Source organism: Pseudomonas sp. SDO5522_S412, from assembly GCF_054071215.1.
Genome location: NZ_JBSVWQ010000168.1, coordinates 1 through 12409, shown reverse-complemented (window position 1 = coordinate 12409; position 12409 = coordinate 1). Strand labels below are relative to the sequence as shown.

Here is a 12409-nt window from a genome sequence, read left to right as displayed (position 1 = left end):
CATTTCCCTGTGGGAGCGGGCTTGCTCGCGAAGGACTCACAGCCGCCACTAATCCACCTGATACACCACAGCCTGCGCGCCAGGCACAAAAGCCGTTATACGCCCCTCAGCAAAATTCGCCACCAACCGCGTCCCATCGGCAAACGTGGTCTGCTGCACCTGTTTATCTTCCGTCAGCCAGCGAAAATCGGTCATCGCCTGAGTCGCCAACCGTTCATGCAGCGGCCGGAAGAACACGTCCTGGCGCTGAATCACCGGCAAGCGCTGCTTCACCGTCGCCGCACTCAGGTGATACAGCGGCGGCACGTTGTAGAGCAGTTGCGTCAGCTCGCTTTCGGCCCGCACGTTGCTCAGTTTCAGGCTGTCGAACAGCCAATGGTGGGTGGTGATCACCGAGCCATGGAACACCGCCTGATACAGCGGCAGGCGCATCGTCGGGTCAAAGTAGACCGTGCGAAACGGCTCGTTCAACGGCACCGACTTGAAGAACACCGCCGGCTGTTCCGGCGGGTACCAAGCCCCGACGTAATACGGCGACTGCTTGTCCTTGGTCATCTCACGATCACCCCAGCCCAGCACCGGCGTTTGCATGCCGTGGGCAAACAGGATGCCTCGGGCGGTGATCGCGTTGCCGTCCTCGGAACCTGCCGGCAACTTCAGCGCCGTATTGATCCAGCGGGCCGCATCGATATTGCCTTCGGCGTTTTGTGCCTGGGTCATGCTCGCACCCGTGCGATAGCTGTCGAACAACATGCTGGTGGCATAGGCGTCGAGGAACCAGGCGTTGAACCCGGACTTGGCCTGCACCGCCTTGATCCGCGCCTCCAGCAACGGCCGCACGCAGCGCGGGTCGGTGTAGTGGCCGGACTTCTGAAAGCCTGTCTTGAGCTGACCGCCCTTCAACACGATCGCGCACTCGCCATAGGCCTTGCTGCCCAGATGCGCGGTGGTCCAGTCGGGATTTTCAGTGGCAGACAGTGCCGTTTCATAAGAGTCGTAGGGCGCCATCAGGTAACCGGCGTCGACCCCGGTCTTCACCGCTTCAGGATGCCAGAGCCCGCCTTCCCAGCCTTCGCCCTGGGTCACCAGCAAGCGTTTGAGGCCAGCGCCTTTCAATGCATTGGTGACCGACAAGGTATTGCCCCAGGTCTCGGGCGTTGCGCTCAATGCACCGGCAAAGGCCACGGCCAACTCACGACGCAGCGCACCATAACCGTCAGCGAGTTGGGTCATATTCGGCTCGGTGGAGGGCTGCCAGCTTTGCCGGGCCTTTGTGTTGATCGCCGCGTTCAGGCCGCGCAGCAAGACAGCCTGCTCATACGGTTGCTTGACCTGCCGAACCTGCGCAGCCTCTTTGTCCAGCAAGCCATTCAATTCAGCCGCCAAGCCTTTGCCGCTGCGTAGCAGCTTGAGCAGTTGCGGCCAGTCGCGCACATCCCCCGGAGCCAGCAGATCATTGCCCCACAGGTAGATATGGCTGGCGCCCAGCAGCTTTTCCGCTTCCGGGGTTTGCCGCAACTTGTCCGCCAACGGTTCAAACAGCCCGTGCTCCACCAACCACTGGTGATAACGCTTGGCGCCGGCCAGCGGGTCGCTTTCGCCCAGGTGCAACAGAACGGTCATCGGTGCCGCGGGGTCCAGCGTGGTGAATTCATGGAAGGCGGACAACGCCAGTCCTTTGCCGTCGGCCTGCCAGTGCAGACGGTTGTTGTAAGGATTGGTCATCAGCCAGTTGAGGGTAAACGCGCCGTGATCCACGCCCCACAGCGGCAAGCTGAGGTCCTGGGTGGTGTTGACGTCGCCCTGTTCCAGCAGGAAGTCCTGCCACACACCATTGCCCGCCGGCACGTAATGCCCTTCGGCCAGGGGCCAGATCAGGCCCTTGCCCATGGCGCTGGCGGGTTGGCGCAGGATCGCCAACTCACCGGCATCACGGGCGGTAATCGTCAGGGCAAGATCCCGTTGCTCGAGGGTGGCGCTCAGGCGATAGGCGCCATCGTCCCATTGCCAACTGGCCTGACGGGTGCTTTGGGAGAGCTGGTTGACCCTGTGCGCAGGGCCTCCGCTTGAAGCCTGCACGGCGGTCTTGTCGCTGGGGAAAACGTGGATCGCAAGGGTCGCCGGGTCGATCTCAACCCGCCACAGGGCGTTCTCCAGCACCGTGCCGGCAAGGGCCACGGGCGACAGTAACAAGCTACAAACCAGCAGGAAACAACGCATGGGGCAGGCCTTGGCAAAGGATCAGGCCCGGAGGGTAAAACAATTGATCGGGTGCGAAGGGCAAAAAAATGTTTCAGGGAACATTCCCACGTCCGTGTAGGAATGTCACCGCTGTGGCCGTCAGGCTTGTTCTTTCTTCGGCTCGCGAATCTTGTACCAGGCCACGTACAGCGCCGGCAGGAACAGCAGCGTCAGCAAGGTGGCGATGATGATCCCGCCGATCATCGCGTAGGCCATCGGGCCCCAGAACACTTCACGGGCGATAGGGATCATGCCCAGGCTGGCCGCTGCTGCGGTCAGCAGGATCGGCCGGCGCCGGTGTTCGGTAGCTTCCACCACCGCGTCCCACGGCGTGTAGCCGTCGCGCTCGTAGGCGTCGATCTGCGTCACCAGGATCACCGAGTTACGGATGATGATGCCGATCAGCGCAAGGATCCCGAGAATCGCCACAAAGCCCATGGGCGTGCCCGTGGGAATCAGCGCCAACACCACGCCAATCAGCCCCAGCGGCGCCACGCTGGCCACCAGGAACATCTTCTGCACGCTGTGCAGCTGGATCATCAGGAAGGTCGCCATCAGGAACAGCATCAACGGCACTACCTTGGCAATCGGGCCCTGGGCCTTGCCGCTTTCTTCCACGGTGCCGCCGGTGGCGACCTTGTAGCCCACCGGCAACCCAGCACTGAACTTGTCGATGTCCGGCTTGAGCTGTTTCACCAGGTCGGTCGGCTGCATGTCGTCGCGCACCGCCGCCTTGATGGTGATGGTCGGCTTGCGGTCGCGACGCCACACCAACGGCTGTTCAAGCTCATAGCGCACGGTGGCAAACGCCAGCAGCGGAATCGAGGTGCCGTTGGGCGTGACGATCTGCAGGTTCTGCAAGGTTTCCGGCGTACCGCGTTCGGCATCTTCGGCGCGGCCGACCACGTTGATCAGGTAGATATCGTCATGCACCTGGGTCACCGACGCACCGCTGACCACGCTGTTCATCAACTGCGCCACGTCTTCCGACGACAGCCCCAGTTGCCGCGCCTTGTCCTGGGCGATGTCCACCCGCAGGACTTTGCCAGGCTCGTTCCAGTCGTAGATGATCTCGCCCATGTGGGTATTTTTATCGAGCATGGTCGCCAGTTCGATCGCGTGTTTGCGCACCTGGTCGATGTCCTTGCCAGACACCCGGTACTGGATCGGACGCCCCACCGGCGGGCCCATTTCCAGTGGCTGCACGAAGCTGCCCACGCCGACAAAATCTTCCCGCAGGCGTTTTTGCAGGCGCGCAATCAAGGCGCCGCGCTCTTCCAGGCCCTTGCTGACGATCACCAGTTGCGCGTAGTACGGGTTCTCCAGTTGCTGGTCCAGCGGCAGGTAGAAACGGATCGCGCCCTGGCCGATGTAGGTGCTCCAGCGGGCGATGTCCGGGTCGTCCTTGATGATCGCCTCAAGACGGTCGACGGCCTTGCGGGTCTCGTTGATCGAGGCGTTTTGCGGCAGGTTGAGGTCGACGAGAATTTCCGGACGGTCCGAGGACGGGAAAAACTGGTTCTGCACAAACTGCATGGAAAACACCGACGCCACAAACAACAGCACGGTAATGCCAATGGCCCACCAGCGGTTACGCATCGCCCACAGCATGCCGCCATTGAACGCCCGGCCCACACGGCCCGGCTCGGCATTGTGGGGTTTTACCTTGCTGCTGAGGATATGCACCCCGAGCACCGGCGCGAACAATACCGCGACCACCCACGACACCAGCATTGCCACGGCAATCACCGCGAACAGCGTGAAGGTGTACTCCCCCGCCGAACTGGCGTTGAGGCCAATCGGCACAAACCCGGCGACGGTCACCAGCGTGCCGGTCAACATCGGGAATGCGGTGGAGGTGTAGGCGAACGTCGCCGCCTGCTCCTTGGTCTCGCCTTTTTCCAGGCGCGTGATCATCATCTCTACGGTGATCATCGCGTCGTCCACCAACAGGCCGAGGGCAATGATCAACGCGCCCAGCGACACCCGCTGCATGGTGATGCCGCTGTATTCCATGAACACGAACACCAGCGCCAGCACCAGCGGGATCGAGCACGCCACCACCAACCCGGCACGCACGCCGAGGCTGATAAAGCTCACCACCAGCACGATGATCACCGCCTCAAACAACGCGCTGGTAAAGCCGCCAACGGCCTCCTCCACCACTTCGGCCTGGTCGGAAACCTTATGCACGCCCACACCCACCGGCAGGTCGGCGGTCAGGTCGTCCATGCGTTTGTGCAGGGCCTTGCCGAAGTCCTGGATGTTGCCGCCCTTCTGCATGGCGATGGCCAAGCCGATGGCGGGTTTGCCGTTGAAGCGGAACATCGGCGTCGACGGGTCGACATAGCCACGGGTGATTTCCGCCACGTCGGCCAGCCGATAGAAACGGTCATTGAGCCGCAGGTTGACGTTGGCCAGGTCCTTCTCCGAGGCGAACTGCCCGGAGGTGCGCACCGAAATCCGCTCCGGCCCGGCCTCGATCACCCCAGCCGGGGTCACGGCGTTCTGCGATTGCAGGCTCTGCACCACCTGGCGCTGATCGATCCCCAGCGCTGCGAGTTTGCGGGTGGAGAAATTCAGGTAAATCACTTCGTCCTGCTGGCCGATCATCTCGACCTTGCCCAGCCCCGGTACCGAACGAATTTCGGCGCGCACTTGCTCCACGTAATCGCGCAGCTGGCGCATCGACAGGCCGTCGGCGGTAAACGCGTACACCGAGCCGAACACATCCCCGAACTCGTCGTTGAACGCCGGCCCCTGCAAGCCTTGGGGGAAGCTGCCGCGAATATCGTCGATCTTCTTGCGGACCTGGTACCAGATCTGCGGGATGTCCTTGGCGCTGGTGGTGTCCCGCAGGAACACGAACACCGTGGACTCGCCGGGCCGGGTGTAGCTCTTCACGTAGTCGAGGGAGTCCAGCTCTTCGAGTTTTTTCTCGATGCGGTCGGTGACCTGCTTCAGGGTCTCTTCCTGAGTCGCACCCGGCCAGCGGGTCTGGATCACCATGGTCTTGATGGTGAACGACGGGTCTTCCTCGCGACCGAGGTTCATGTACGAGAACACGCCCATCAGCAGCGCGACGAACATCAGGTACCAGACGAAGGACTGATGCTTGAGGGCCCAGTCGGATAAGTTGAAGCTCCCTTTCATCGCGGGCTGTCCTCGTCGATTTTGACTTTTTGCCCGGGCTTCAGGCTGTTCACGCCGGCACTCACCACCCGCTCGCCGGGTTTGACGCCGGCGTTGAGCAAGGCGCTGTCGGCGTCACGGCTGACGATGCTGACGTCACGGGGCTGTACGGTCTGGCTTTGGGTGTCGATGACCCAGATGCGGGTCTTGCCGTCGGCTTCCTGCAAGGCGCTGAGGGGCAATTCGATACGCGGCGCGATGGCTGAACTCAGGGTCACGCTGATGGCGGTGCCAAGGCGGAACGCGGGCGGTGTTTCCGCCAGGGTCAGGCGGGCGCGACGGGTGCGCGTGGCGCTTTGGGCCTGGGGTTCGATCTCGCGCACGGTGGCGGTGGTGCTGACCGTGGGGTCCATCTGCCCGGCGACCAGGAACACCACATCCGGCGGCAGGCGTTCGGCGAGGCCGGCGGGCAAGTCGATGACGGCTTCCTTGATGTCCGGTCGTGCCAGGGTCACCACTTGCTGCCCGGCGCTGACCACCTGGCCGGCCTCGGCATTCCAGGCGGTGACGATGCCTGCATGGTCGGTACGCAGTTCGGCGTAGTTGAGCTGGTCCTTGGCCTGGTTGACCGAGGCCCTGGCCTGATCCAGGGAAGCCTGGGTGGTTTTCAAGTCGGTCTGGGCGATGTCCAGTTGGGCCTGGGCGCCGACGCCACGGCTGAACAGTTCCTGCTGGCGGCGGGCATTGGCCTGGGCGTTGATCCACTGTGCCTGGACCCGGGCCAGGTCGCCCTGGGCGGCGCGCAACTGGTTCTGTTGATCGGTGGGGTCGAGCACGGCCAACAACGCGCCCTGCTGCACTTCAGCGCCCACGTCGACCGCGCGCCGGGCGATACGGCCTGGCACACGGAAACCGAGATTGCTTTCGTAGCGGGCCTGGATCGTTCCGGCGAAGCGGCCGAGGTTTTCCTGGTCTTCGGCTTTCACTTCAATCGACAGCACCGGGCGCACCGGTTCCGGTGCCGGTTCTTCCTTGGAACACGCCATCAAGAGCAGGCTGGCGGCGAGAACACACGTCAACTGCTTCATGGCTGCACTCCCTGGGCCTGGGCCTGATCCGGCGGCTGGGCGATTTCCACGATCATGCCGGGGTGCAGCAATTGCCCGCCGGCCACCACGACTTTTTCGCCGCCCTTGAGGCCGTCGCTGATGATCACCTTGCCGGTCAGGTAACGCGCGACCGTGACCTTGTGCAGTTGCGCCTTGCCGTCGCCGTCAATCAGCCAGACAGCCGGCGCACTGATGTCTTTGGTCAAGGCAGCCCACGGCAATTCGATGCTGGCCTTGGCCGGCCCGTTGGCGGTGGCGCTGACCACCGAGCCCAGTTGCATGCCCTTGGGCAGCGCGTCGAGGGCGATTTTGACTTGCACCGTGCCGGTATTGGCGGCAACGGCCGGGGTGACTTCGCGCACCTTGCCCACGGCGGTGATCTGCGGATTTTCCAGCAGGCTGACGGTAATCGGTTTGTCCGGCGGCGGCTCCACCAGCAGCGATTCATAGACGTTGAACACCGCGTCGCGCTCGCCATCCCGGGCCAGGCTGAAAATCGGCACGGTGGCCTGCACCACCTGGCCCACCTCGGCCTGGCGGGCGGTGATGATGCCCGGCGCGTCGGCGACCAGCGAGGTGTAGCCCAACTGCTCGCGGGCATTGGCCAACTGCGCCTGGGCGGCGGTCAGCGCGCTCTGGCTGCTGCGCAACGCGGCCTGGGCAGAGTCGTATTCGCTGCGGCTGGTGTAGCCCTTGGGCAAGAGTTTTTCCTGGCGCACAAACGCGGCGGCGGTCTGTTTGACCCGCGCCTGCTCGGCGACCACCTGGGCCTGGGCGGAGTCGACATTGGTCTGCAAATCTTTCGGATCGAGCTTGGCCAGCACCTGCTTGGCGCTGACGCGGTCGCCGACATCCACCATGCGCTGGATGATCTTGCCGCCGACGCGGAACGACAGATCGGTCTGCACCCGGGCCTGGATATCGCCGGTCAAGGTCACGGCGGCGGCAAAGTCGGTGGACTTCACCGTCTGCACAAACACCCGGGAATGTTCCTTGGGTTCGGCTTTTTCCTGGCCGCAACCGCTCAGCAGCGCCAGCAGGCCAAGGCCGAGGATAAATGTGAGTTTGGGACCGCCCATGCAGGCTCCTTGCTTGATTGACGCGTCGGTGATTATGCGACTGTTAGCGTAGTTCAGGGTTCCGCGTCGTAGGCATTGACTTACAGGAAATCAGGACGCTCGCGACACATCTCCGCCAGCCGACGCAGGTAATATGCGGATCCACATAATCGCGAACATCCTCTCATGCTCAAAACCCTCGCGGTGGCCAATTACCGCTCGATCAACAAATTGGTGGTGCCGCTGGATCGGTTGAACCTGATCACCGGTCCCAATGGCAGCGGCAAGTCCAACCTGTACCGCGCCCTGCGGCTACTGGCGGAGACGGCCCAGGGCGGCGTGATCAACGCACTGGCCCGTGAAGGCGGGCTGGATTCGACCTTCTGGGCCGGGCCGGAAAGCATCAGTCGGCGCATGCTCAGTGGTGAAGTGGCGGTGGAGCCCATCGTGCGCCAGGGCGCCAAGCGGCTGCGCCTGGGGTTTGCCGCAGAGGATTTCAGCTATGCGATTTCCCTGGGGTTGCCCGAGAAAACCTTGTCCTATTTTTCCCTGGACCCGGAGATCAAGAAAGAATGCATCTGGGCCGGGCATGTATTTCGCCCGGCGAGCCTGCTGGTGCAGCGCTCCGGCCCGATGGTACGTGCCCGCGATGGCCGCGCCTGGGATGTACTGGCCCAGCACACGCCGAACTACCACAGCCTGTTCGATCAGGTCGGCAGCCTGCGGGGTTCGCCGGAGGTATTGCTGCTGCGCGAAAGCATTCGCGGCTGGCGCTTTTATGACCACTTTCGCAGCGACGTCGACGCCCCGGTGCGCCAGCCGCAACTGGGCACGCGTACGCCGGTGCTGCATCACGACGGTCGGGATTTGGCAGCGGCGTTGCAGACCATCCGCGAGATCGGCGACCCCGAGGCGTTGCAGCGGGCGATCAGCGATGCGTTTCCGGGCGCACGGTTGAATATCGAGCCGTTGCAGGGCGGCCGTTTTGCCATCGAGTTTTATCAGGAAGGGTTGCTGCGGCCGTTATCGGCGGCGGAGCTGTCGGACGGGACCTTGCGCTACTTGCTGCTGGTGGCGGCGCTGCTGACGCCGAGGCCACCGACGATGATGGTATTGAACGAACCGGAAACCAGCTTGCACCCGGATCTTTTGCCGGCGTTGGCGCGGCTGATCATCCAGGTGTCGCAGCAGTGTCAGGTGTGGGTGGTGTCCCATGCCAGCCGCTTGATTGCGGCGTTGCAGCAGGATGAAGGGTGTAATTCGATCGTGCTGGAGAAGGTGATGGGGCAGACGCAGGTGGTGGGGCAGCGGGTGCTGGATGAGCCGGCGTGGCATTGGCCCAGTTAGGCGGTGCCTGTGAGGGCCTCTTCGCGAGCAAGCCCGCTCCCACATTTGTCCGCATTCCAAAGGTGGAACTCGGTCGAATGTGGGAGCGGGCTTGCTCGCGAAGACGGTAGATCAGTCACCCAACAGCTAGCTGATCAACCCTGCCACTTCCCGCCTTCAACAATCACGCTTTCCGGCTTGGTGTCATCGCTCAGTTCCTTGCGAACATACTGGTCATACAGCTTGAGCAAATACTTCTCTTCGCCCAACTTCGCCAGCTCGGCATTCACCCAATCCCGCAATTCGATGTTGCCCTTCTTCACCGCCGGCGCAATCGGCGCTTCATCCCCCAGTTTCTGCTCCAGCACGCGATAGCCCGGGTTCTGCTTGGCCCAGCTGAACAGCACCAGGTTGTCCTGGGCATAGGCATCACCACGGCCCGCCGACAACGCTTGCAGCGACTCGGAGTTTTTCTCGAACTTCAGCAGTTTCCAGTCCGGGTGGTTCTTGGTCAGCCAGATATCCGCGGTGGTGCCGGTGGTGACGATGGTGGTGCGGGTCGCCAGGTCGTCCAGGCTCTTCACCGAGCTGTCCTGCGGCACCAGGGCCTGCACCGCGACTTTCAGGTTCGGGTTGGTGAAGTCCACCGCTTCCTTGCGCTCCGGCGTCACCGTCATGTTGGCGAGGATCAGGTCGACCTTGTCGCTTTGCAGGAACGGAATGCGGCTCGCCGGCTCTACGGCGACGAATTCAACCTTGTTCTCGTCGCCTAGCAGGTCCTTGGCGAAACGGCGGCCGATGTCGGTATCGAAGCCGACATAGCGGCCGGACTCATCCACGAAACCAAACGGCGGCTTGTCGGTGAATACGCCGACGATCAGCTTGTCCCGCGCCTTGATCTTGTCGATGTAGCTCACTGCAGCGGGTGCCGGGGTGGCAGCGGCAGCCGTCTTGGCGGGCTCTTCGGACTTATTGCAGCCGGCCAGCAAAGCGAGGCCGAACAGGGGGAATAACAACTTGGCAGTTTTCATGACAGCTCCAGTTCCTTGGTTCTTTTGGGCAGTGTTGAAACGAAGGAGAACTTCTCCAGGAACTGCTGCGCGCGTGCGGTTTGCGGGTTCGTAAAGAATGCCTCGGGGGTGTTTTGTTCGAGGATGCGGCCGGCCTCCATGAACACCACGCGGTCGGCGACGGCGCGGGCGAAGGCCATTTCATGGGTGACGATCAGCAGGGTCATGCCGTCCCGGGCCAGGCCCTGGATCACTTCCAGTACTTCCTTGACCATCTCCGGGTCGAGGGCGGCGGTGACTTCGTCAAACAGCATGACCTGCGGGTTCATGCACAACGAGCGGACGATGGCGATGCGTTGCTGCTGGCCGCCCGACAGCTGGCGCGGGTAGGCGTCGCGTTTGTCGGAGAGGCCCACCCGTTCCAGCAGTTTTTCAGCCTGGGCCCGGGCTTCGCGGGGCTCGCGCTTTTGCACTTTCAGCGGGCCGAGCAGGAGGTTGTCGAGCACGCTCATGTGCGGGAACAGGTGATAACTCTGGAACACCATGCCCACGTCCTGGCGCACCTGGCGCCAGTCGGTGGCCTTGTCCAGCAGCTCCTTGCCGGCAAAACGCAGGCTGCCGCTGTGGGCCACTTCCAGGCCATTGAGGCACCGCAGCAAGGTGCTTTTGCCGCAACCGCTGGGGCCGAGGATCACCACCACTTCGCCGCTTTGCACACTCAGGTCGATGCCGTCGAGCACCTGCTGGTCGCCGAAAAACTTGTTGAAACCCTGGAACTCGATCAATGCGCTCATGCTTGGGCCCAGCGCCGTTCCAGCACCTTGGAGGCGGCCGACAACGGGTAGCAGATAAAGAAGAAAAACAGGAACAGCGCGCCGTAGATCAATACCGACTCGTAGGTGCGCTCGATGATTTGCTGGCCGACCTTGATCACGTCCACCACACCGATCAGCACCGCCAGGGAGCTGGTCTTGATGATGCGGGTGTAGACGTTGATGGTCGGCGGGGTCATGCGTTTCAGGGCCTGGGGCAACAGCACGTAGCCGTACAGTTGCGGGTCCGACAGGCCAATCGACAGGCCGGCTTCACGCTGGCCACGGGGCAACGAATGCAACGCACCGCGCACCACTTCGCCGACTTCACTGGCACCCCACAGCGACAACACCAGCACGGCGCACCAGAAGCTCGGAATGCTCAGGCCAAAGAAAATCGGCAGGCCGAAGAACAGCAAGTACAACCACACCAACACCGGAATGGCACGGAACAGCTCCAGGTAAATCCGCAGCACCAGGTTGATCGCTTTCGAATTCAACGTGCGCAGTACGCCATACACCACGCCGCCGACGGTGCTGAAGGCGATGCTCAAGAACGAGATCGACAGGGTTTGCGCCGCGCCCTTGCCCAGTTGCGGCAAGGACACCCAGAGTAATTCAAGACCCGAACTGGCCATGCTGGAGCCTCCTTTCAAGGCGGCTGAGCAGCAGCGACAGTGGCAGGAATAACAGCACGCAGATCAACGTGAGCACCGCGAGCATTTCGTAGGTTTTGTAGTAGAGGGCGATATAGCTTTTGGTGGTGTAGAGAATCTCCGGCACCGCCACCGCCGACACGATCGTGGTTTCCTTGAGCAGGAAAATAAAGTTCGCAAACAGCGCCGGCAGGCTGAGGATCCCGGCCTGGGGCAGGATCACATGGCGCAGCAGTTGCCAGTGGGACAGCCCGATGGACTTGCCCGATTCGATCTGTGCCAGCGGCACCGCCTCGACACCGGCGCGCAACACTTCCGTGAGGTAGGCGCCGCCGAGAAAGGTCATGGTGATGATTGCCGCCCAGAACCCGGAGATATTCAGCCCCAGGGCCGGCAACGCGAAATAGACGAAAAACAGTTGGATCAGCAGCGGTGTGTTGCGCGCCAACTCCACGTACAGCGCCACCAGGCGCCACACGTAGGGCGTGCGAAACACCAGCAGCGCGGCGTTGATCAAGGCCACCAGCATGGAGGTGCCAATGGCGATCAGGCCGACTTGCAGGGTAACGCCCACGGCCTTGAGAAACGCCGGCAGCGTGCTGAGGATAAATGCGTAATCGAAGGTCATCTGAAATCCCTGACGCCGCAGGGGTAAAGCGGCGTTGGTGCGGTCCGGTCCAGCGTGGGTAACGCCGGGTAGCGCCGACTTTAAAGGTATAAAAAGCAAAATTTAAATACCGAAATAGCATATTGATATCACCCAAATAGATAACCTGCGGATTCGCGGTGCAGATGGATGACAGCTACTGTTCCCGGGGAAGTAGGAAGGGTCTTTTTATCGGAGCTGCACTTCAGGGATAGGCAGCGCGTGGCCAGACTGACGGCCAACCAACAGGCGAGGGAATGAGCGATGAACGAGGCAAAACCGATTGATCCGCAGGAACTGGTGAAGTGGCTGGTGGCACTGCGCAGGGCCATCAATAGCCGGGATCTCTGAGCAGACACAGTCCCAAAAAGTGGGAGCGGGCTTGCTCGCGAATGCGGTGTATCAGTCAGCAGATGTGT

9 protein-coding genes are annotated in these 12409 nt (G+C 62.3%); 1 reads left to right on the top strand and 8 read right to left on the bottom strand.

Annotation, left to right across the window (positions count from 1 at the left end):
• Nucleotides 1-48: 48 nt before the first annotated feature.
• From ACW9I6_RS24660 to ACW9I6_RS24645, 4 genes are all read right to left on the bottom strand, one after another.
• Nucleotides 49-2220, bottom strand: a complete 2172-nt coding sequence (locus tag ACW9I6_RS24660; RefSeq protein WP_457339946.1) for a glycoside hydrolase — start codon at nt 2218-2220, stop codon at nt 49-51.
• Between the two features lie 120 nt (nt 2221-2340).
• Entirely contained in the window at nt 2341-5394 is a 3054-nt protein-coding gene (locus ACW9I6_RS24655; RefSeq protein ID WP_087692737.1) for an efflux RND transporter permease subunit, read from the bottom strand.
• The gene (locus tag ACW9I6_RS24650) at nt 5391-6461 is read right to left on the bottom strand and encodes an efflux RND transporter periplasmic adaptor subunit (protein WP_008435826.1); all 1071 of its coding nucleotides are present in this window, start codon (nt 6459-6461) and stop codon (nt 5391-5393) included. The genes ACW9I6_RS24655 and ACW9I6_RS24650 overlap by 4 nt, the downstream gene beginning before the upstream one ends.
• Nucleotides 6458-7561 carry an efflux RND transporter periplasmic adaptor subunit gene (locus ACW9I6_RS24645; protein WP_177045599.1) on the bottom strand — a complete coding sequence of 368 codons (1104 nt, stop codon included), beginning with the start codon at nt 7559-7561 and terminating at the stop codon, nt 6458-6460. The genes ACW9I6_RS24650 and ACW9I6_RS24645 overlap by 4 nt, the downstream gene beginning before the upstream one ends.
• A 165-nt stretch (nt 7562-7726) precedes the next feature.
• On the opposite strand from ACW9I6_RS24645, the gene ACW9I6_RS24640 reads away from it, so the two are divergent.
• Complete coding sequence (locus ACW9I6_RS24640; RefSeq protein WP_177028464.1) at nt 7727-8887, top strand: AAA family ATPase; 1161 nt, start codon at nt 7727-7729, stop codon at nt 8885-8887.
• Nucleotides 8888-9021: 134 nt separating this feature from the next.
• Here the strand turns inward: ACW9I6_RS24640 and ACW9I6_RS24635 are convergent, their stop codons facing one another.
• From ACW9I6_RS24635 to ACW9I6_RS24620, 4 genes are read right to left on the bottom strand one after another with little or no spacing between them, the layout of a single operon-like run.
• Entirely contained in the window at nt 9022-9897 is an 876-nt protein-coding gene (locus tag ACW9I6_RS24635) for a transporter substrate-binding domain-containing protein (protein WP_008435828.1), read from the bottom strand.
• A complete protein-coding gene (locus tag ACW9I6_RS24630) occupies nt 9894-10670 on the bottom strand; it encodes an amino acid ABC transporter ATP-binding protein (protein WP_003211829.1) in 777 nt (258 codons plus the stop codon). The genes ACW9I6_RS24635 and ACW9I6_RS24630 overlap by 4 nt, the downstream gene beginning before the upstream one ends.
• Nucleotides 10667-11326 (bottom strand): amino acid ABC transporter permease, encoded by a 660-nt coding sequence (locus ACW9I6_RS24625; protein WP_008435829.1) that lies wholly within the window; start codon nt 11324-11326, stop codon nt 10667-10669. The genes ACW9I6_RS24630 and ACW9I6_RS24625 overlap by 4 nt, the downstream gene beginning before the upstream one ends.
• A complete protein-coding gene (locus ACW9I6_RS24620; protein ID WP_003211825.1) occupies nt 11307-11972 on the bottom strand; it encodes an amino acid ABC transporter permease in 666 nt (221 codons plus the stop codon). The genes ACW9I6_RS24625 and ACW9I6_RS24620 overlap by 20 nt, the downstream gene beginning before the upstream one ends.
• Nucleotides 11973-12409: the final 437 nt, after the last annotated feature.

Coding starts and splice junctions, on each gene's coding strand:
- ACW9I6_RS24635 (WP_008435828.1), bottom strand. CDS start 9,897: ATGAAAACTGCCAAGTTGTTATTCCCCCTGTTCGGCCTCGCTTTGCTG.
- ACW9I6_RS24625 (WP_008435829.1), bottom strand. CDS start 11,326: ATGGCCAGTTCGGGTCTTGAATTACTCTGGGTGTCCTTGCCGCAACTG.
- ACW9I6_RS24645 (WP_177045599.1), bottom strand. CDS start 7,561: ATGGGCGGTCCCAAACTCACATTTATCCTCGGCCTTGGCCTGCTGGCG.
- ACW9I6_RS24655 (WP_087692737.1), bottom strand. CDS start 5,394: ATGAAAGGGAGCTTCAACTTATCCGACTGGGCCCTCAAGCATCAGTCC.
- ACW9I6_RS24650 (WP_008435826.1), bottom strand. CDS start 6,461: ATGAAGCAGTTGACGTGTGTTCTCGCCGCCAGCCTGCTCTTGATGGCG.
- ACW9I6_RS24640 (WP_177028464.1), top strand. CDS start 7,727: ATGCTCAAAACCCTCGCGGTGGCCAATTACCGCTCGATCAACAAATTG.
- ACW9I6_RS24660 (WP_457339946.1), bottom strand. CDS start 2,220: ATGCGTTGTTTCCTGCTGGTTTGTAGCTTGTTACTGTCGCCCGTGGCC.
- ACW9I6_RS24620 (WP_003211825.1), bottom strand. CDS start 11,972: ATGACCTTCGATTACGCATTTATCCTCAGCACGCTGCCGGCGTTTCTC.
- ACW9I6_RS24630 (WP_003211829.1), bottom strand. CDS start 10,670: ATGAGCGCATTGATCGAGTTCCAGGGTTTCAACAAGTTTTTCGGCGAC.